The organism is Bacillus sp. 007/AIA-02/001, from assembly GCF_004634455.1.
Classification (GTDB): domain Bacteria; phylum Bacillota; class Bacilli; order Bacillales; family Bacillaceae_G; genus Bacillus_A; species Bacillus_A cereus.
Genome location: NZ_SEIY01000002.1, coordinates 156346 through 177426, shown reverse-complemented (window position 1 = coordinate 177426; position 21081 = coordinate 156346). Strand labels below are relative to the sequence as shown.

The following is a 21081-nucleotide window of genomic DNA, read 5'->3' as shown; positions in this document are numbered from 1 at the left end:
TAAATGATAAGAATTCTCACTCTTATATATAGATATTCTATATTTATTTAAAAAAATTCCTCTTGACCTAAACTTAAGTTTAGGCTGTATCCTTTCCATTGTAACCTACTATAACATTACTGGAGGAATTCAATATGAAAAAATATGCTTTTATAACAGGTGCGAATAAAGGAATTGGATATGAACTTGTTCGTCAATTAGCAGAAAAAGATTATCACGTATTTTTAGGTGCTCGTAATGAACAACTTGGACAACAAGCCGTAGAATCTTTAAATGTTTCAAACGTTTCCTATATTCAAGTAGATATTTCAAATTCACAATCCATTCAAGAAGCAACAAAGAAAATTTACGAAACGACTGATCACTTACATTTATTAATTAATAATGCAGGCATAGCGCTAGACTTCAATATGCTACCTAGTGAATTAAATATTGAAACTTTACGCCAAGGATTTGAAGTTAATTTTTTTGGAACTTTCCAAATGATGCAAGCCTTTTTACCATTATTAAAGAATTCAAGCAACAGTAAAATAATAAATGTAACAACTGACATGGCCTCACTAACAATGTTTGCTAATGGTGAAACACATCCAATTAATACACTAGGATATAATTCTTCAAAAACAGCTATTAATGCTTTAACATTAGCTTTTAGTAAAGAATTTGCCACTAACGGTCCAGAAGTATTTGGGGTAACTCCTGGTTTTACAACTACGGATCTTAATGGAAATTCCCCCGGTGGCCATACAACCACTGAAAGTGCTAAAATTATTATTAAATATGCATTAAGTGAAACAAACTATAATGGTAAAATACTTAACAAAGATGGCATTATACCTTGGTAATAAAAGGATGAATGATATGTATTATACAATTGGGCAAGTCGCCAAAATGCAACACTTAACTATTTCTCAAATACGTTATTACGATAAACAAGGACTGTTTCCTTTTCTGCAAAGAAACGAAAAAGGAGATCGAGTTTTTGATGAAGAAGCACTGAAATATTTAGAGATGATTTTGTGTTTAAAAAACACTGGTATGCCAATTCAAAAAATAAAACAATTTATCGACTGGTCTATGGAAGGAGAATCTACCATCCTTCAAAGGTTAGAATTAATGAAACAACAGGAGACCAATGTCTTACAGCTCATTCAAGACACTGAAAAAAACTTAAAAAAGATACAACAAAAAATTGCTAAATATGAGAATGAAATAACTTCAGCAAATGCTATTAAAAAATAAAAAAATCACCTTCTACATATTGTAGAAGGTGATTTTTATTTTATGATGCTTGCTTTCCTTTATCGGCATCATCTACATACCAGATGAATTTGCCTGTATATCCGTAAATAACTGCTAAAATTAACGATACGAAGCTTAACCACATAAACGGAACGTATGAGAACGTTGCTACACCTAAAATACCAGCCATAAAAATACCATTATCAGACCATGGAACCATACCTGAAGTTAACGTTCCACCTACTTCTGAGTTACGCGCTAATACACGACGGTCTATTTTTAATTTATCATAGCTATCTTCCATAATTTTTGGTGTTAAAATTAGTGATACATACATCGCACAACCAAATATATTAGCTAAGAATGCCACGATTAATGTAGACAATGTTACATTACCTGCAGAATTTAATTTCTTCTCAAATTTTGATACGATTACTTTTAAAACACCTAGTTTTTCAAGTAATCCACCAAATCCTAAACCGAAAATAATAACGGCTACTGAGCCAAGCATGCCGTTAATTCCACCACGGTTTAATAACTTGTCAACAAACTCAACACCAGATTGAATTGAGAATCCGTTATAAGCTGTTCCAATCGCCTCTCCAAAGTTCATCCCTTGGAAAAGGGTTGCCCAAATTGCACCAATTAAAGCTCCCATTGCAATTGTTGGCATAGACGGTTTCTTCATCGCTAATAGAACGATAACAATGACCGCCGGAACAAGCATCCATATTTTAATATCAAATTGCTTTAATAAAGCTTCTTTTAAAAATTCTACTCGATTCAAATCTACATTATCGCCGCCATACATCCAACCAGCTACAGTAAACATAATACTAGTAATAATATAAGCTGGAACATCTAATACGAGCATAGCTCGAACGTGAGCAATAACATCTACTTTCGCCATAGAAGCTGCAAGAACTGTGCTATCAGAAAGTGGTGATAATTTGTCGCCGAAATAAGCTCCTGAAAGAACTGCACCAGCAACAAGCGGAAGTGGTAAACCAAGTCCTTCACCAATCGCCATCATAGCAATACCTGCTGTTCCCACTGTTCCCCAAGACGTTCCTGTTGCGATAGAAGTTATAGAACAAATAATTAATGTTGCTAATAGGAATATGCTAGGGTGAATAAATTCTAATCCATAATAGATTAATGTTGGTACTACCCCACCAGCAATCCATGTTCCAATTAAAGCACCTACTGCAACTAAAATCAGTATCGCTTCTAATCCGTTAGAAATCCCTTTCGTAATTGCATCTTGCAATTCTTGATAACGAAATCCTAATCTTAATCCAAGCGCAATTACTAAAAACCATGAAATAAATAGCGCTAATTGAATTGGGAGATCAAAAATCGTTTGGAAGGAAAAGACAACAGCAAGAAATAGTAATAAAAGAACTATGATTTCTAGCATCGATGGTAATCTTACACTTTTCATTTTTTTCTCTCCTTACAAGTCGATAACATGACGTATGTCGTCTTACATGTATGTAATATACAATTAGCGAAGACAAAACAAAATTTTCATATTATTTCGATTTATTTTTCCAGTATAATATATTCACAACCCTTTCTATTGTAAAAGTAGATTACGTTTTTCGCAATGAAAAATATAAAAAATGTTGTATTTTTATTTATCCCGATATTTTCGGCCAATAAGACCCCCGTCTCAAAATTCAGTAAGTGCAAAGCACTTAGGTAAGAAATTAACTACTGTAAAATTCCGAATTGATATGAACGTATTAAAGCTTCACTTTATTTACAAAGAAAAATCCCATACTAACTTTTTTAATATTTGCTGCAATAAAACTTTTTACAACTATCTTCGCTTTTTAATTCACACCATTATTTTCTACATAAAAAATAGGGCACACATCATAAAAATGATGTATGCCCTATCTTTATTTATACATATTTTGTATTTCTTCTTTATTTTTAAGTATTTCCTCAAACTTATCACTACAACCCTTCGGAAATAACACTCCCAGTCCATATGAATGCGCAAATTGAAAATGAGGGTACTTCGCTTTTACCTCATCCCAAAACTTATATACGCCGAAATCACTACTTCTAACTTCAATATCATGAAATAATACAATACCGTTTTTCGCGACTTTCGGTAGCCATGTATTATAATCGTGAGAAACAGCTTCATACGTATGATAGCCATCAATATGCAAAAGATTTATCGTTTCATCTTGAAACCGGTCTACAGCATCATCAAAAGTAGATCGAATTAAATTTCCTATATTAAGGTAGTTATCGCTCACTACTTTTTCTACTATTTGAAAAACCCCTTCTCCATATGGACCTGTATGCCCATCTCCAGCCCAAGTATCTACTGCAAAGCATTTAGTCGATAACCCTCCATCTTTTACTCCCTGACAAAAACTAAAAAAGGAAGCTCCTAAATGTGTACCTAACTCAACTAAAGTTTCTGGTTTTTCAAATCGTACTAAGTCATATGCAAAATCTAAATGTCCACTCCACGCAGATTGTGACCGAATAATAGGACTAAATGTTTCAAATTCAAATGATGGTTTATGAGTAACCCAGTTCATCGCATAACTCCTTCTGCACATATTTTTAACAAACCAAATTACTCTTATCTTTATTTTTTTATCGCCTTGATTATGATTCTATTTCATGAAAATATGAAGAATTTATTCTTTTCTATTGAGGTAAAGCATCATATACATATGGGTCAGTTGGCTTATTAATTTTCTCGATTTTGTTTACTTTTACAAGTGGAAAGACTGTTCCTTTATATGTCGTTTCATCTAATAATCCTGTTATTTTCACCCATGTTTCTTCTGGAATTTTTTCAATATTTTTCCCGGTAACAATCATCCCCCAGACTGATGCATCCGCAATACAACAAGTTATGCCATATCGAGCCACTACTGCTTTATTACCCGTCACATCTTTATCCTTATATATAAACCCTAAAAATGTAATTTCTTTCCCTTTAAACCAATTAATATTTTGACCAATTACATTCATTGTTTGAACATAATCCTTATCCTTTACTTGTAGTTTACGCTGTCCTAACATACTTTTTACTACTTGCTCTTCCGTTTTATAAGTCGTTGCTAAATTTGATGTTTCTTCTGAATCAACTAATACTTCTCGCTCATCAAACTTAACCTGTTTCCCCTCTTTTTCGTTTCTTTCCAGACTTCTCGCCTGTACACTTTGATTCATACCCCTTTTTCCTGCTAAACTTCCATCAATTGTTACACTTCCAAAGAGAAAAGCACTAACTATCGGAACAACAAATAAAACATATACAAAGAAACTTTTTATCCCTGATTTTGATGTTGTATGATGTTTACAACAATTACAATCATGCTGTTTTTCTCTTCCATCTCCCCAAACTTGTACAATACCAAAAATTAAAATTACTACAAAAGCTATATACGTAAATTTGATCATTTTTGGAGCGATAAAATTATAAATATTTCCTGTTACAAGTAGTTTAAATAAGAGCATTGCTAAACCAATTAAAATAATGCCACGTATATAGCGATGATACGCCTTCTGCTCCTCTTTCTCCATTCTTTCTCACCTCCTATAACATTATGATTTGCAGGATGGTATACACAGATACAATGACAATTCCCATCAAAAAGAATACAAATTTCTTTTGAAAATACGCAAATAGCATTAACGTATTTTTCATATCAAGCATAGGCCCAAACACAAGAAATGCGAGAAGTGCCTTTACCGAGAAAACATGTCCAAAAGATGCAGCTATAAAAGCATCGGCTGCAGAGCAAATTGATAAAACATAACCAAATCCCATCATAATAAAAGGGGCAATTACTTCGTTATGTGCTACTGCATCCAGTATATTCCGATCAAAAAACGTCTGAAATACACTTGCTAAAAAAGCACCTATCAATAAATATTTACCAGTATCAAAAAACTCATCTACAATGTGATTCATAACATCTTTCCAACTCTTTTTTTTGCTTATTTGAACTGAAACCTCTACGTCTTTTAAAACATTTCTTTCGCGATAGCAGTAATACACAATTAGCCCTATAAATAGAGCAACTAAAATTGTTATCCCAAAGCGTGCATATACAACGTAATCATTTTTTGGAAACGCATATACAGTAGATAAAAGAACAACTGGATTCATAATGGGTGCACTCAATAAAATAACAATGCCTACATGAAGTGGTAGCCCTTTTTGAATGAGTCTTCTTACAATTGGTATAATGACACATTCACACATTGGAAAAAGAACTCCCACAAATACTGCTGGAATCATTGCAACAATTGGAGATTTCGGCATTACTTTTTGAATCATATCTTCCGTCACAAACACTTGAATAAATGAAGAAACAATTACCCCTAATAAAATAAAAGGTATTGCTTCAAAAATGATACTTAAAAATACCGTATTCACATTCAGCCATTCCTGCGGTATATTTTTGTGCAAATTTACTAGACTTGTAAAATCTACAAAAAATAATAAAAAGAGAAACATAGCGATAAGAGCTATGCCTACTAATTCTTTTGAAACTCTATTAAAGACCAAGCTTCTCGCCTCCATTTTATTTACATGTAAACATGTGCTTGTCCAAATGCTTCATACTACAGCACAAATTTTATAGTCTATTTCTATTCTTAAATCGTAATCATTATGATTTATTATTGATTTTTCTTTCCCTATCGTTTAATATAAAACGTAATCATTACGATTTAAAGGAGAGATCATTTCATGAAAAAAGTACCTATCACTGTATTAAGTGGTTTTTTAGGATCTGGAAAAACCACCTTACTACATCACATTTTGACTAATAAGAATAACTTAAAAGTAGCTGTTATCGTTAATGATATGAGCGAAGTAAACATTGATGCATCTCTTATAAAAAAGGGTGGTTTTTCACGTACGGAGGAAAAACTAGTAGAGATTCAAAATGGCTGTATTTGTTGTACACTACGAGAAGATTTAATGATAGAAGTGAATCGTCTTGTGAAAAATGGTGATATTGACTATATTATTATTGAATCTTCTGGTATAAGTGAGCCTATTCCAGTTGCTCAAACGTTTACTTATACAGACGAAGTCCTTAACATTGATTTAACGAAAAATTGTCGCCTCGATACGATGGTTACAGTTGTAGATGCAAATAGATTTTGGGATGATTTTGCAGATGGAGAAAGTTTATTAGACCGAAAACAAGCCATCGATGAGAATGATACCCGAGAAGTTATTGATTTATTAATAGATCAAATTGAATTTGCAAACGTAATTATTCTTAATAAGATAGATTTGCTAGAAAAAGAAGATGTGATAGAGCTTCATCATTTACTAAAAAAATTAAATCCTACTGCAAAAGTTCTTGAATCTTCGTTTAGCAAAGTACCATTACAAGAAATTTTAAACACAAATCTATTTAATTATGAAGAAGCCAGTCAATCGGCCGGCTGGATACAAGAATTAAATAGTGACCATCATACACCAGAAACGGAAGAATACGGTATCAATTCCTTTGTTTACCGCCGCAAATATCCTTTCCATCCCGAGCGCCTTATGAATTGGCTAGAAAGATGGCCTTTAGATGTTGTAAGAGCGAAAGGATTCTTCTGGCTGGCATCTCGTAATAATATGATAGGGCTTCTATCTCAAGCAGGTTCCTCTATTACAATTCAAGGAGCCGGTGAGTGGATAGCGGCATTACCTGAAACTGAAAGAAATCAAATGATTACAGAAGAACCAGAAGTATTGAAAAACTGGGATAAACAATATGGAGATCGAATAACCGAACTCGTATTTATTGGAATTGATATGAACCGTTCGTTAATTGAACAATCATTAGATGATTGTCTATTAACAGAAAAAGAAATGCAACAAAACTGGAATACATTTATTGATCCTATCCCGGCTTTTACTTATACTTCATAACAATTAATAAAAGGCTTCAGTAGAATGAAGCCTTTTTACTTTATAGTACTCTTATTTAATAAGTTTGCTTTAATTATGAATACAATTGTACCTAAAACAATTAATATAGCATATACGATACCAACTACATTACCTATTTTTTCTAAGCCAAGCGGTAATATTATAGTAGCAACTCCAACTATATAAGAAAATGATCCTGAAAGCTTCGCTAATTTATTTTTATCTCCAACAAACGTTTCTTCTTGATATCCTGCTAACAAAAACACCCTCTTTTTCACATGTATTTGATACCCTAAAAAAATGATAAGTAACCCAACAAATAAACAAACTAAAAATCCAGCTAACATATACTCCCCCTCCTCTACAATATTTTACTATACATAAAAAACAAATTAGAAATTTCAGTTTATTAATGAGTCATTCTGTGATATATTGCATATTGTATTCAATTTGTATTTTTAGAAAGGAGAATTTTAGATCATATGGATTCAAATCGATTAAAAGGAATTATAATGGTCATAATCGGTGCTTGTTTATGGGGCTTGTCTGGTACAGCTGCACAACAACTTTTTCAATATGACAATGTTTCAACCGAATGGTTAGTTACGATCCGTTTACTTATATCTGGAATTATTTTGCTCATTATTTCCTCATTCGGAACGAGAAAAAAAGAGATATTTAGCATTTGGAAACAAAAATCTGATGCTATTAAAATGATTTTGTTTGGTCTATTCGGTATGCTTGCTGTACAGTATACGTATTTCGCTTCAATTAAAGAAGGAAATGCTGCCGTGGCAACATTATTACAATATTTAGCTCCTATATTCATCACTGTATACTTACTTTTCAAATGGAACGTTCGTCCATCAAAAATTGATTTCATTTCAATTACCCTTTCATTAGTAGGCACTTTTCTCTTACTAACAAACGGGTCTGTTCATAACTTGGCTGTTTCTACACCAGCTATTATTTGGGGGATTTTATCTGGATTATCTCTCGCTTTTTATAGTTTATATTCAAAGGAATTGTTAGAAAAATGGTCTTCCTCCGTTATCGTTGGATGGGGCATGATTATTGGGGGTATTGGTGTAACGATTGTACACTTTATTTCTACAAACGAATTCATTTTATTATCAACTATGAAATATGTAAAACTAAGTACCCTACCGCTCATCACATTTGTCGTCATTTTCGGGACACTTATTGCCTTTTATTTATACTTAGACAGCATACGATACCTGACTCCGAAAGAAACAACATTATTTGGTTGCACAGAACCACTCGCAGCTATTATTTCTTCTGTACTTATATTGCAAGTGCCATTTCAATCTTTTCAGTTATTAGGCGCTTTTTGTGTCATTGTAATGGTGCTCATCTTAAGCCAAAAGCCGGATGAAGGGAAACAAAAATTAAAGCTTGTTCATGCAAAAAAGGAAAATATACAATGAAAGGATTGAATTCACTATGCCTGTCCCTCAAAATTATAAAAAACCAGGAAGAGTTTCAGCAAAATCACTCGTTTTAAATCAACTACAAAATTGGATTATTGAAGGTGTACTGAAGCCCAATGAAAAAATTAATGATGGGGAATTGGCTGAGGCACTAGGAGTAAGCAGAACACCTGTAAGAGAAGCACTTCAAATATTAGAGCTTTCTGGATTAGTGGAAATGGTACCAGGGCAAAAAACGAAAATTGCTCCTATTAAGTTAGACGACGTATCTATCATTTATGAAACGATGGCTGGTCTTCACTCTATTATAGGAAAGCAAGCTCTTCAAAACATTACAAACGCTGATATTCAACTACTTTCTGAAATAAATGAGCATTTTCAGCAATCTATAGAGAAAAAAAACGCAAAACAAGCTTTAGAATTAGATATACAATTCCACAATACAATTTCTTCTATTGCTAAAAACCAATATATTGAACCCTTTCTAGAAAATATGCAACTTCACGTTTTACGTCTTGAATATTTGTTTTTCCAAAACTTTGTTCCAGCAAGTCAATCTATTGAAGAACATCACTCTATCATTCAAGCATTACAGAAGCAGGACGAAAAACAAATGGAACAAATAATGACCCAAAACTGGCTCCGTCCCATGAAAGAAATACAAAAAATAATTTCTACGAAATAAAAAGAGAGCTGGTTACACAAAATCGTAACCAGCTCTCTTTTTACTAATCTATATAGCTACGCCTGAATATTCGCATAATCTTCCATATCTTCGTACTCTTTTTCCAATTCCTCTAAAGACAGCTCGTATAATTGTCGGTCGCGAATCTTAAACACACCTGCTCCAATTAACTCATCAATTAAATGCCTCTTACGATTTTCAACAGCAAAACGGAGTTGACTACTCATCTTTTAAAAAACTCCTTTCTACGATCATTGAAAATGATAATCTCTATCAATTACCACTTTTGATTATAAAAGATGACTCTTTATAAGTAAAGTAATTTCATGAAATATTTACCTTGCAAAGTACTTGTGGCCACATTATATATATGTATGCCGTGCGAAAAATGTTATGACACTTTTTCTTATCCTTTTTCTTTCATACTTTGCAAGTTGTCTCATCATGATTAAATTCACCATCTATTTCTACTTGAATGGTGACATGTTCTACATGAAATTTCTCCTTTAATACATACGTAGCCTCTTTTAATACACTTTGCGTTTCATTCCCTTTAATAATAAGATGACATGTTAATACTTGAAAATCTGATGTGACAGACCATATGTGCAAATCATGAACTTCTTTGACAATCGGAATATTTAATAACGTACTTTTTACCTCTTCAACATTTATGTGCTGTGGTGCACCTTCCATTAATATATGAAACGTATCACGTGTTACACGCCATCCACTAATAATGACTAAAATAGACACAAGAATACTAGCAATCGCATCTGCAGCAGTCCATCCGAAAAATTTAATAAGTAACGCAGCAATAATCGCTCCGACGGAACCCAATAGATCGCCTAGTACGTGCAGGAAAGCACTTCTTAAATTCAAATTACCTTTCACATCTCCGCCTCTCATTAATATCCAAGCTGATAAAATATTAATAAGCAGACCAAGGACTGCAATAATGAGCATCCCATTACTAGCAATCTCAACTGGTTCTTTAAAACGACGGATTGCTTCAATAAAAATGTATACCGAAATGACAATAAGAACGACACCGTTACATAATGCTGCTAACATTTCGACTCGCTTATACCCGTATGTTTTCGCAGTTGTTGCTGTTTTTTCTCCGAGTTTAAACGCAAGTAAACTTAAAGCTAAAGATACTGCATCACTTAGCATATGCCCCGCGTCAGATAGTAGTGCTAAGCTATTTGTTACAAATCCACCAACAACTTCTGCAATCATAAAACTTGTTGTTAGTAGGAAGGCAATTAGTAACGCCTTTTTATTTTTTGAATGACCATGATCATGCGAATGTCCCATACTTATACTCCTTTAAGTACAATATCTGTATGTTAGTATGAAACAAACTCCCCACCTTTATCCCGAATTGACTGATTGTAAACGCCCGCTTCCTCTGTATACACACTTCGCTATTTTTTAAACAATCCCTTTTTCTCAAATAAAACAAGACTACTTCTTTTTTATTTTCATATTGTTTACTAATGAAAGAATTTTGAAGGAGGTTACTTAAATGAAACGTTTATTTCTCTGTATGGAACGTGAACTTGTTGTAGTGAAAGAACACAATGATAACTATGAAACGACTTATCACTTACAAAATATGCAACCTACCTGTATCGCTGTTGATCCGTTCCACCCAAACCGTGTATATTGCGGAACATTTGGACGAGGTCTATGGTTAAGTGACGATAGTGGGGATTCTTGGCGACCAATTGGGGATTCCTATCGTTACTTTGATTTCCCTAAAGAAGATGGTATTTTGCACTCCTCTATCACTTCCATAACAATAAGCTCAAATGAACAAGTTAACGGATATGGGGTCGTTTATGTCGGCACAGAACCGAGCGCTTTATTTCGCTCTGAAAATGGTGGTGAAACGTGGACTGAACTTAAAAATATGAAATCATTATTATCTTCTTATACATGGGCTTTCCCGCCTAGACCTTTTACCCATCACGTACGCTGGATTACAGTTGATCCAAACAACCCTAATACAATACACGTTTCAATCGAAGCTGGTGCTGTTATTCAAAGTAACGATAAAGGGCATACATGGATTGATAAAAAATTCGGTGCTCCTATCGATGCTCATCAATTACTTATGCACCCTGAAGCACCAAATCGCCTTTATGCATCATGTGGTGACGGATTTATGGGCGGACCTGATCGTGCTTATCTTGAGAGTTATAACAATGGAAACAGTTGGATCTCATGTAGTGCAGGACTTGAACATCATTATTTATACAGCATGGCAATTGATCCAGCTGATTGTGATACGATTCTCGTTTCTGCCGCGCCAAGTGCTGATCTCGCTCATCATCGTATCCCTTATGAGTCTTATATTTATCGAAAAACGAAAGATACTCCTTTCCAGCAAGTACAACAAGGACTACCATCTGCAATCGGTACAGTCATTTCGATGTTTGCTACAAACGAAGCCGAACCACATACGTTTTACACGTTAAATAACAATGGCGTCTTTCAATCCAATGATAGCGGCGAATCGTGGGAACAACTAAACATTCCGTGGAAAGATGAGTATAAAACGCAGCATCCGCATGCACTATTCGTCACTAGTTCTTAACGAAAAAAGACTGCCTAAATGATTTTAGGCAGTCTCTCTTTTATTTCTTTAAATCAATGACAATATCATCTAATACAATATCTTTACTCTTCGCTTCTTTTTTCGGCACTTCTATTTTCTTCTCTTTCCCATTCACATACTCTACTCCACCATGATTTTCAGGTGTATGTACTCGCAAGTGCACGCGAGGTGTAACGATAAGCTTTGTTGCATTTTCGTTTAGTTTTTGGAAGGTGGCACTCCAATGGATATTGTAAGGATCGTTGCCACTTCCCCCATTTCCTTCACCCGAATAAATATTCCCTAAATCATCCTTAACCGTCAATTCAACATCTACACTATCCCATTCTTTCCTCGCGCCCTTAGAAACCTCTTGATTGTAATAAAGAATAAATGAAACTGGCGATATTGCGACCTTTTCCATATTTGCTTTTATACCTTCTTTTTCCGAACTCCCACCAATTGTTCTCTCTTTACTATCCACTGATTTTACAGTTAACGCGAAATTCCAATTACCTTGTATTGATTTTTTCCTATCTGGCATCTCTATTCTCTCTATATTCCATCTAAAGTTTACTTTGTCCTTTTTATTGCTATCATGATGCGTCGTTGTTACCATACCTACATACTTTTTTTCAGTAACTTTAGTCATTTTACCACTGCCTGAACTACCATGAGCGTCCATTATATCCAATCCACCTAATATGATAGGATCCTCCCCTAAGTCCTGCTCACTTTCCAGTGAATACGTTATAGATAATGTTCTGCCATCAGAAATTACATCATTAATTGTAACCTTAACCCCATTACTCTCTTTTGTCATATTCAACTCAGTCGAAAATTCCTTATAATTTTCATATAACCCCGTTCTACCATTATCTAAAAATCGGAATATGTCACCTACAATTGGCAATCCTCCAGCATATGTAGGAAAACCGATACCAAGAGTTGCAACTGATAACCCTACTAAAACAGATGCAGCAGCGACACCTTTTTTCCAACTTTTCATCTTTTTCTTCGTACGTATCGATTGTTTTACATTTCGTTTTACTTTTTCCTTTTCAATTTCAGAAGCCTCAATTTCTTCTAGTTCTTTTTCATCTATATCAATATCATTTAATAGTTCATAAATGTCTTTCATATTGCACTACCTCCAAAACTAATATTCGTAGCATTTTGTTGTAGTTTCTTTTTCCCCCGGTACACTCGATTATCAATTGCTGCCCGAGTTAATCCTAACTTGTCACCTATTTCCTCTGTCTTCATACCAAGTAAATATTTCATAATGAACACCTTTTGATCTAGCGGTTCTAATTGATTAATGAGCTTCAATAATTCTTCCCTATCTTCCATAACGATTAATTCGTCTTCTGCTGATTTTTCTGTACTGATATGAAACTCATCTGAAATGATTTCTACTGTTTTAGTCGATTTCCGGTAATAATCAATTGCTTTAAACTTCGCAATCGCTGCAATCCACTTTTTAAAATCACTCGGCTCTCCATGGAATTTATTTGCGTTATTCCAAATGGAAAGAAATATATCGTTTATACATTCCTCTATGAGTCCATCATTTTGAATGGGAAATAGAACTTTATGCGTGATCCCCTTTATGAGTGGTAAGTATGTATCGACAACGAATTCTAACGCGTCTTCTTTTTGCCGCTGTAATCTTTTTATAAAATTTTTCTCATTTGATTTCATGTAGCGATTCCCCTTATTGTTTTGTAAAAGCTTTTACACCCTATATAACGTCTGAGAAAATTTTTTCTCTCATCTTTTTTATTTTTTGTATGTAATGGAATACTTTCCCTTAGCCATTTTCTCACATAACTATGCATTCAAAGAAAACTTTCTCAAGTCTGCAATTTAATTCATGTAGTATACTATTTATATAGTCACTCTTTAATTTAGTGTACATTTTATTTCATTAATCTATTTTTAAAATTAGGAGATGAGATGTGTATGTGTGGAATTACAGGTTGGGTAGATTGGAAGGAAGACCTTTCAAATCAACATGTTATTTTAAAAAAGATGGCAAATAGTATTGAGCATCGTGGTCCGGATGCTGAAGGATTTTGGTTTTCACCTCATGCGGCCTTTGCACACCGGCGTTTAATTGTAATTGATCCAGAAGGCGGGACACAGCCTAAGACATTTCGTGCTGGTGATTATACGTATGCTCTTACTTATAATGGAGAAATTTATAATTTCCGTGAACTGAGAGAGCAGCTTCAAAAATGTGGACATGCATTTGAAACCCATTCAGATACAGAAGTATTACTACATGCTTATTTAGAATGGAAAGAAGACTGCGTACGACATTTAAACGGAATTTTCGCTTTTGCCTTATGGGATGATCAGAAGCAACAATTGTTTTTAGCACGAGATCATTTAGGTGTAAAACCACTCTTTTTTACAGAAAGAAATGGCAGTATTATTTTCGGCTCTGAAATTAAAGCATTATTAGCGCATCCATCTGTCCCTGCTGAAATTGATGCGAATGGAATAAATGAAATATTTGGATTAGGCTTATTTCGCACTCCAGGATGTGGCGTCTTTAAACATATTCAAGAAGTACGTGCTGGACATTCTATAACATTTACACGTCATAAAAAAGTAGTTACTAAGTATTGGAATTTAGAAAGTAAGTTCCATACAGACTCTATAGAAGATACATCTTCGCATATTTTATCTATTTTACAAGATACAGTAAAAAGACAATTAATTGCCGATGTTCCTCTCGTTTGTATGTTATCAGGCGGATTAGACTCTAGCGGTATTACTGCACTTGCGGGTAAAGAATTTGCTGCTGAAAATAAAACACTTCATACGTATTCTGTTGACTTTGTAAATAGCGCAAAAGATTTCGAACTGACATTTGCTCGCACTGGTTTAGACGCTCCTTGGGTAAAACGCGTTTCTGAACATGTCGGGACAGCGCATCATGATATTATTGTGAATGCTGAAGAATTAGCAAATCACTTATTCGTTCCCCTTCATGCAAAAGATTTACCGAGTGCTGGTGAAATGGAAACTTCACTATATTTACTATTTTGCGAAATGAAAAAAGATGCGACCGTAGCTTTATCCGGCGAATCGGCTGATGAAGTATTCGGTGGATATCCTTGGTTTCATCAAGAAGAACTACTATATGTAGATAAGTTTCCTTGGCTAACAAATTGGAAAAATACATCTCCTCTTCTACTAAATGAAGTAAGTAACCAATGTAATCTAGAAGACTATATTGATACACGATTCCAAGAAGCGATACTTGAAGTACCTACTCTTGAAGGCGAAAGTAAAAAATCCGCGAAACAACGTCAAATGTTTTATTTATTTTTAACAAGATTCCTTCCTTTCTTACTTGACCGTAAAGATCGTATGAGTATGGCTGTTGGATTTGAAGTTCGTGTACCGTTTTGCGATTATAGATTAGTTGAATATTTATGGAATGTTCCTTTCAACATAAAAAGTATTGATAATATTGAAAAAGGCATTTTACGTAGAGCACTACAACCAGCTTTACCTGACGATGTACGCAATAGAAGAAAAAGCGCTTATCCAACTTCACAAGATCCACACTACTTACAAACAATCCGTAATTTAACACTTGATATGTGTAACAATAAAAACAATCCTATTTTCTCACTTATTAACCATTCCATCTTACTTTCAATTGCTGATCAAAGTAATAAAGTGATTAACAATTTTGAAGCAAGAAGTGCCATGGAGTATATGCTACAAGTAAATGAATGGTTGAAAACATATCACATCCATATTGCTTAACAAAAAGGAGTTCAAGGATAAAAACCTTGAACTCCTTTTATATTAATTAGCACATTGTTTATTATCAGTATCAATAGACCATCCAATAATCGTGGCACAGTCTCTACCTTTCCACTGCAGTACATTTGTTAATACGGGCTCAATCTGCAAGCTATTTCCGTCGTGTAATATTTCTACTAAAGATTGATCATCATCAAACCTTCGTTTGTCACACTCTAAAATACCGTCCGTTGCCATTACAATGTGATTCATTCCTTTTTCTAATCCTCTTACACCTGACGTAAAGCAAGGTGTATTTGCTGCAAAAATATTTTTCCTGCCAATATATTCGTAATTTTTCCGTTTATTTAATCGTCCTTTTCCATTTTTCGTTTTCTCAGAATGGAATAAATACGCGAAACAATCACCAACTGATAACCAATATAAAAATTCGCCTTTTCGTAAACAAATTAAGCAAGCGAGTTCCTCATCATCTTGATCACACTTTTTAATAAATAACTCATCTGTAAATAACGCTAATAAGTACATATGTGTATGATGAAAAGCTAAATGTATTGGATAGGAAAATAACTCTTTTAATTTCTCTTTTCTTTCTGAAATTGCTTCTATTATATAATCAATATTTTTTGTTTTGTGGTGTGTATCAAAAATCATAACAAATTCAAATTGTAATTCAGGGTCCCACCAAGCAAGTACCGCATCTCCTCGTTCATATGCATCACTTTCTTGATTTCCCCCATATACGCCGACTGAAAGAGGACCACATTTTTCAACATGTATTTCATCTACATACATCTGTTCATGACTCATCCATTTGAATGTATTCACAGCTATCATCCTCTCTCTTGCTAAATGTATACCTTTACACATAGATTACCTTATATTTCAATAAAAATAAACTTTTTCAACATTTTTTATCCAAATAAAAGGATTTTATTTCTAAAACAACGAATATATCTTACTATACGATATAAAAAAGGGGATTTATTATTATGAACAACATTAATCAACATTGGGAGAGCATTTATTATCACTTACGATACGAATACGAGGACAATCTTTCCCACCAAGCAATTCGTATTTTACAAATCGTTTCTCGTGAGAAAGATATAACAATTGGAAAAGTCGCTACTGAGCTTAGCCTTTCTCATAACACAGCATCTGAACATATAAAGCGCCTTATTCAAAAGGGTTTCATCGTTAAAGAGAGAAATAAAAAAGATGAAAGAGTGGTAAACCTTACATTAACAATTGAAGGAATTGAAGTATTAGAAAAACATACTTTACTAGATAAAGAAAAGATAAAAATATTAGAATCACAGTTATCAAAAGAAGAACTACAATTAATTGAAAAAGCATTTTCGTTATTAGCGAAGGAGGCAAAATATGCATTTCCTCGTTAAAGTAATAGTTTCGGCACTTATTATCGGCGTTATCACTGAAGTCGCCAAACATTATAGTACGATAGGTGGCTTTATTGCTGCTCTTCCTCTCGTAAGTTTACTTAGTCTATTTTGGATTTCATTTGAAGGCGGGAATAAACAAGAATTGAGTCAATTTGCTTTAGGGGTATTATATGGATTCCCCGCATCAGCACTACTATTATTTATTGTCTATATTGGTTTAAAAAATTCATTTACACTTAGTACATCTGTCCTACTCGGTATAGGTGTTTGGTGTATCGTTTTTGCTTTTCAAAAATTATTTCAAGCTTAGGGGGAATTAACATTCATAAATTTGTAGAAATAATGGGGCAAAATATAGAAGTACATATAAAAGGAGGTGGTAAACAAACTGTAGTCATTCAAACCGGAATGACTTGCTCATTTTATGATTGGCTTCCTATTATAAAAAAGCTTTCACAGCACTTTACAGTCGTTTCATACCATCGCCCAGGTTACGGGAAAAGTGAGCTAGGAAATCAGCCACGTACAATAAGGCAAGTTACACAAGAGCTACATATGTTACTAAACAAACTAGCTATTCAAGAACCATTTATTCTAATCGGTCATTCCTATGGAGGATTATGTGCACAACATTTTGCGATGTTACATGAAGATAAGCTGCAAGCACTTATTTTAGTTGATTCTACTTCGATGAACTTACACCGTTTAGATGAACTTCATTTACCAATTTCTGATCAAACTGACTCGGATGATATGTGGCTTGAAAAATATAATACATACTCCAAAATGGATGTAGACACACTTTATAATGAACTAAAACCTATTCTCACCGATCAATCAAAACAGCAAATTGGATTCTCTACCTCGCCTTCATTATATAAAGCGACAGCTTCTGAACTATCGGAGTGGAAAAACTGTGCTCTCTCACTAAAAGAGCTATGTAAAACATTAGAAATACCATTAATCGTTATCGGTAGAGATCCTCAATATTCTATTACTCAATTGACTAATGGTGGCATGCCAAAAGAGGAAGCAACACAACTTGAAGCAATGTGGCAAGAACTGATCCATGAACAATTACAACTCTCAATACATAGCCAATATATACTTGCCGAACATGCTGGTCACGGAATCGAAATTGATCGGCCTGATATTATTATTGGGGCTGTTCAATCTCTATAAATAAAAAAAGGAAGCAACTAAAGTTGCTTCCTTACTTATCTATTCATAATCTTCTTCATCATCGATTTCTTCGTAATAAGCATTCCCATTACTTACATAAATAGGGCCATTCGCAACATCAATACGTAATACCCATGCCCATGGCACAGCTAAACGCTTATGTATTGCTCGCCAAAAGCTCATTGATTTTCTTTCGTACTCCTGGAACTCCTGAAGTAACTCTTTATAGGAGGAACCGTCTAACTGAATATTTGCTTCTAGCAAACGAGAATGGGCATAGTACTGCAGCTCTAGTTCAGCAGCAATTTCCATTTCTTCTTCTGTTGCCATACCAATAATTGTTCCATCTGCTGGTGCAATTTCATATACGTTGTGAACTTCAATAAGCCCTTCTTTCTCTTTCTCAAACATGTAAACAGCCTCCTTTAACATATAATTTTTATGTTACAAAGTCATACTTCTACAATAACTTCTCTCTTTCCTCTTTTTTTGATAAACTTTTACAAAATATTTAACCGATGACCTGTTTTCTCTATTCTTTCAGCAGAAATGAAACGATTTTTATCAAAATTTAATTTATACACATCAGGCATATGAAGTGTTTTCCAAAACTCCAAATCATATTTCCAATTAAAATAATTCATTAGTAATACCATAATATTTCCATGCGTACCTATTACAATATTCTTACCTTCATATTTTTTTAATATATTTTGTATACATATTACAGCGCGCTTTTGTGCTACAGTATTCGATTCTCCGCCTTCGTATGCAAAACTCCAATCTTTCCACACATTCTGCATAGCATCATTAAAATTTGATACTGGCTCTGTGCTCAATAATCTTTCACGCAAATCTTCTTCAGTTTGTATTGATAATTTATATGTATTCGCAATTCCTTGTACAGTTTGGATTGCTCTTTTGTAAGGACTAGAAATAACAACATCAATATGTTTATCTTTTAATAAATGCGTTACATTTTCTGCATCACAGTGCCCTTTTTCAGATAAAGGTCGTTCCCGTTCTTCTTTTGTATATGTAGAATGGGCATGGCGAACGAAATATATTGTTGTCATTTTTCAACCTCCTTTCTTATTTTCCATCTATATTCAATAATAAGATTGGAAAATCCTGTATTACAAAAGAGCACTTTTCATAAGTGCCCCTTTGTTTACATAATAAAATTATTTCATTATAATTTATTTCTGAATTTCTCACTTATGACAATATCTCGAATAAAGTAATCCATATTACTTAGAAGTTTTTCAAATGCTTTTTCACTCAAATTGTTCATCATAAAGACAATCTCAATCTTATTCCCTTTTTTATCAGTACCATAGAAACTATTTGTTAATACAAATGCCGTAGAACCACCTTTCTGTCCAGCAAATTCGAATATACCCTCTCCTACGGTTCCTTTAAATATATTCTCAACCTCACCTTGCATTTGTGGTGTAAAATAATTTCTGCTATTTATCTTTTCCAATAAACTCATGTAATCCTTAGCATTTGCACCTATAAACCGATCTGACCAAATACGCTGAAAATCCATATCGGCTTTTAACGATATCTCGCGTTTTGTCCATTCTTTCTCGTCTTTCATCCATTCATGTATTTGCCATACATGCTTAACATATTCATCATTAGACATATTACGTAGCTTGTCCAATGCTTTATTTTGAGGAATATGCAGTTCTTTTTCAACATAGCCCCTCATATATAATGCCCCTGTATACGTTGGATAAAATTCATCGTGACTATTTAAGCCTAACTCTTTCAAACTTTCATTTATCCGCGCTGCTCCAAGCTTGTCCAATAAATATGATGCATTCGCATTCGAACTATAATGGATCATTCCTTTCACTACTTCTTCTAAAGAAGTTTGACCACCCTTCACTAACTCTTTACCTTTTACATCATCTAGCCATGCAGGGTGTGCACCACCATCAGTATTTTTCTAATTCTTTCAATGAAATTTTCTCGTCTTTTCTTATTTTTCCTTCAGCTACTTGCTTAGCATATTCAATTGCTATAACGATTTTCGACATACTTGCTAGCGGTAATTTTTCTTTTTCATTTATTGATGTCAATGTTTCACCATTTCTTTTAACAATTAAAGAAGTTGTTTTATCATCCTTATGTTCTTTTATGTAATTTAGCACATAATTAGAGTCTTCTTTGGAATTGACATATTCCTTCACTGAAAAGAAAGCTATACAGCCTACTATAGTAATTCCAGCTATAATTCCAACAACTTTTAATCCCCTCATGATACTCCCCCTAAAATAAACATATTATATATTATACTAAATAAATTTCCCTTTTTAAGTAATAATTAGATTATTTATACAAAAACACTTCTTTTCTTAAACAACAAAAAAACATGCCTTCATTAGGAAAGCACGTTTTGTGATATTCTTCACATTGTTTAGTTAAAAAATAAATGTTTACTTACCATGATGTAACATTAAATCACTAAGTTCTTCTTCAATGTGATTTAATTTCGCAACGCCTTCTTTCCATTTATGAATATAACGTGAAACCCCAACGAAAAACAAAACAATAATTGTGGAAAGAATAATACCATATACGATTGCTACAGTACTCATAGTTACACTTCCTTATAATTAGTAATGTGGTTATTAGTTATATTTTTATTATAAACCTTTTTCTTTTAAAATACTTCGATTTCAACTTTTTGTAACAAAATTGATTTTTCTAACATTTCGTTCGTGAAAATGGCATATTTTTCACAAATTATACAAAACTTCACCATATGTACTATTACCATATGA

General features: G+C 33.6%; 24 protein-coding genes and 1 pseudogene. 10 read left to right on the top strand and 15 right to left on the bottom strand.

Annotated features, from left to right (window positions below):
• Positions 1-134: 134 nt before the first annotated feature.
• Both ES895_RS06405 and ES895_RS06400 read left to right on the top strand, forming a co-directional pair.
• Positions 135-845 (top strand): SDR family NAD(P)-dependent oxidoreductase, encoded by a 711-nt coding sequence (locus ES895_RS06405; protein WP_000759549.1) that lies wholly within the window; start codon positions 135-137, stop codon positions 843-845.
• Between the two features lie 16 nt (positions 846-861).
• Positions 862-1242 (top strand): MerR family transcriptional regulator, encoded by a 381-nt coding sequence (locus ES895_RS06400; RefSeq protein WP_000291861.1) that lies wholly within the window; start codon positions 862-864, stop codon positions 1240-1242.
• 40 nt (positions 1243-1282) lie between these two features.
• Here the strand turns inward: ES895_RS06400 and nhaC are convergent, their stop codons facing one another.
• The 4 genes from nhaC to ES895_RS06380 form a co-directional block, all read right to left on the bottom strand.
• Positions 1283-2686 carry a Na+/H+ antiporter NhaC gene (nhaC, locus tag ES895_RS06395; RefSeq protein ID WP_000843992.1) on the bottom strand — a complete coding sequence of 468 codons (1404 nt, stop codon included), beginning with the start codon at positions 2684-2686 and terminating at the stop codon, positions 1283-1285.
• Positions 2687-3149: 463 nt separating this feature from the next.
• Positions 3150-3809 carry a class I SAM-dependent methyltransferase gene (locus ES895_RS06390; RefSeq protein WP_001104673.1) on the bottom strand — a complete coding sequence of 220 codons (660 nt, stop codon included), beginning with the start codon at positions 3807-3809 and terminating at the stop codon, positions 3150-3152.
• A 112-nt stretch (positions 3810-3921) separates the two neighbouring features.
• On the bottom strand, positions 3922-4806 hold the full coding sequence (locus tag ES895_RS06385) for a TIGR03943 family putative permease subunit (protein WP_000409931.1): 885 nt from the start codon (positions 4804-4806) through the stop codon (positions 3922-3924).
• 13 nt (positions 4807-4819) lie between these two features.
• A complete protein-coding gene (locus ES895_RS06380; RefSeq protein ID WP_002061090.1) occupies positions 4820-5812 on the bottom strand; it encodes a permease in 993 nt (330 codons plus the stop codon).
• Positions 5813-5980: 168 nt separating this feature from the next.
• Between ES895_RS06380 and ES895_RS06370 the strand changes: the two genes are divergently transcribed.
• Positions 5981-7168 carry a GTP-binding protein gene (locus ES895_RS06370; protein ID WP_135238207.1) on the top strand — a complete coding sequence of 396 codons (1188 nt, stop codon included), beginning with the start codon at positions 5981-5983 and terminating at the stop codon, positions 7166-7168.
• A 35-nt stretch (positions 7169-7203) separates the two neighbouring features.
• Here the strand turns inward: ES895_RS06370 and ES895_RS06365 are convergent, their stop codons facing one another.
• A complete protein-coding gene (locus ES895_RS06365; RefSeq protein ID WP_098021421.1) occupies positions 7204-7515 on the bottom strand; it encodes a DUF3784 domain-containing protein in 312 nt (103 codons plus the stop codon).
• A 135-nt stretch (positions 7516-7650) separates the two neighbouring features.
• Here ES895_RS06365 and ES895_RS06360 point away from each other — a divergent pair, with 135 nt between their 5' ends.
• Both ES895_RS06360 and ES895_RS06355 read left to right on the top strand, forming a co-directional pair.
• The gene (locus ES895_RS06360) at positions 7651-8616 is read left to right on the top strand and encodes a DMT family transporter (protein WP_000378087.1); all 966 of its coding nucleotides are present in this window, start codon (positions 7651-7653) and stop codon (positions 8614-8616) included.
• 16 nt (positions 8617-8632) lie between these two features.
• A complete protein-coding gene (locus ES895_RS06355) occupies positions 8633-9304 on the top strand; it encodes a GntR family transcriptional regulator (RefSeq protein WP_001987091.1) in 672 nt (223 codons plus the stop codon).
• A gap of 56 nt (positions 9305-9360) precedes the next feature.
• Here ES895_RS06355 and fbpA read toward each other — a convergent pair whose 3' ends face one another.
• Positions 9361-9531 (bottom strand): Fur-regulated basic protein FbpA, encoded by a 171-nt coding sequence (gene fbpA, locus ES895_RS06350; RefSeq protein ID WP_000098302.1) that lies wholly within the window; start codon positions 9529-9531, stop codon positions 9361-9363.
• 193 nt (positions 9532-9724) lie between these two features.
• Positions 9725-10624 carry a cation diffusion facilitator family transporter gene (locus ES895_RS06345; RefSeq protein ID WP_135238206.1) on the bottom strand — a complete coding sequence of 300 codons (900 nt, stop codon included), beginning with the start codon at positions 10622-10624 and terminating at the stop codon, positions 9725-9727.
• Between the two features lie 211 nt (positions 10625-10835).
• Here ES895_RS06345 and ES895_RS06340 point away from each other — a divergent pair, with 211 nt between their 5' ends.
• Positions 10836-11909, top strand: a complete 1074-nt coding sequence (locus ES895_RS06340; protein ID WP_000825296.1) for a WD40/YVTN/BNR-like repeat-containing protein — start codon at positions 10836-10838, stop codon at positions 11907-11909.
• A 40-nt stretch (positions 11910-11949) separates the two neighbouring features.
• Here ES895_RS06340 and ES895_RS06335 read toward each other — a convergent pair whose 3' ends face one another.
• Entirely contained in the window at positions 11950-13050 is a 1101-nt protein-coding gene (locus ES895_RS06335; RefSeq protein ID WP_135238205.1) for a DUF4179 domain-containing protein, read from the bottom strand.
• Positions 13047-13613: a sigma-70 family RNA polymerase sigma factor gene (locus ES895_RS06330; protein ID WP_000839999.1), complete on the bottom strand. Its 567-nt coding sequence runs from the start codon at positions 13611-13613 to the stop codon at positions 13047-13049. The genes ES895_RS06335 and ES895_RS06330 overlap by 4 nt, the downstream gene beginning before the upstream one ends.
• A gap of 261 nt (positions 13614-13874) precedes the next feature.
• Here ES895_RS06330 and asnB point away from each other — a divergent pair, with 261 nt between their 5' ends.
• The gene (gene asnB / locus ES895_RS06325; protein ID WP_000333936.1) at positions 13875-15698 is read left to right on the top strand and encodes an asparagine synthase (glutamine-hydrolyzing); all 1824 of its coding nucleotides are present in this window, start codon (positions 13875-13877) and stop codon (positions 15696-15698) included.
• Positions 15699-15740: 42 nt separating this feature from the next.
• Here asnB and ES895_RS06320 read toward each other — a convergent pair whose 3' ends face one another.
• Positions 15741-16568, bottom strand: a complete 828-nt coding sequence (locus ES895_RS06320) for a PP2C family serine/threonine-protein phosphatase (protein WP_002004821.1) — start codon at positions 16566-16568, stop codon at positions 15741-15743.
• 122 nt (positions 16569-16690) lie between these two features.
• On the opposite strand from ES895_RS06320, the gene ES895_RS06315 reads away from it, so the two are divergent.
• The 3 genes from ES895_RS06315 to ES895_RS06305 are packed head-to-tail and all read left to right on the top strand — an operon-like array spanning position 16691 to position 18286.
• Complete coding sequence (locus tag ES895_RS06315) at positions 16691-17101, top strand: MarR family winged helix-turn-helix transcriptional regulator (protein WP_001059784.1); 411 nt, start codon at positions 16691-16693, stop codon at positions 17099-17101.
• On the top strand, positions 17085-17414 hold the full coding sequence (locus ES895_RS06310; protein WP_000545641.1) for a DUF3147 family protein: 330 nt from the start codon (positions 17085-17087) through the stop codon (positions 17412-17414). Before ES895_RS06315 ends, ES895_RS06310 begins: the two co-directional genes overlap by 17 nt.
• A complete protein-coding gene (locus tag ES895_RS06305; protein ID WP_002102939.1) occupies positions 17375-18286 on the top strand; it encodes an alpha/beta fold hydrolase in 912 nt (303 codons plus the stop codon). The genes ES895_RS06310 and ES895_RS06305 overlap by 40 nt, the downstream gene beginning before the upstream one ends.
• A gap of 39 nt (positions 18287-18325) precedes the next feature.
• Here the strand turns inward: ES895_RS06305 and ES895_RS06300 are convergent, their stop codons facing one another.
• The 5 genes and pseudogenes from ES895_RS06300 to ES895_RS06280 form a co-directional block, all read right to left on the bottom strand.
• The gene (locus tag ES895_RS06300) at positions 18326-18697 is read right to left on the bottom strand and encodes a hypothetical protein (RefSeq protein ID WP_000461766.1); all 372 of its coding nucleotides are present in this window, start codon (positions 18695-18697) and stop codon (positions 18326-18328) included.
• An 89-nt stretch (positions 18698-18786) separates the two neighbouring features.
• Positions 18787-19362, bottom strand: a complete 576-nt coding sequence (locus ES895_RS06295) for a histidine phosphatase family protein (protein WP_000208268.1) — start codon at positions 19360-19362, stop codon at positions 18787-18789.
• 116 nt (positions 19363-19478) lie between these two features.
• A pseudogene (locus ES895_RS06290) lies at positions 19479-20556 on the bottom strand (serine hydrolase).
• Between the two features lie 177 nt (positions 20557-20733).
• Complete coding sequence (locus ES895_RS06285; RefSeq protein WP_000108701.1) at positions 20734-20895, bottom strand: hypothetical protein; 162 nt, start codon at positions 20893-20895, stop codon at positions 20734-20736.
• Positions 20896-20960: 65 nt separating this feature from the next.
• Positions 20961-21077, bottom strand: coding sequence for a hypothetical protein (locus tag ES895_RS06280; RefSeq protein WP_001987133.1), 117 nt, complete (start codon positions 21075-21077; stop codon positions 20961-20963).
• Positions 21078-21081 lie beyond the last annotated feature (4 nt).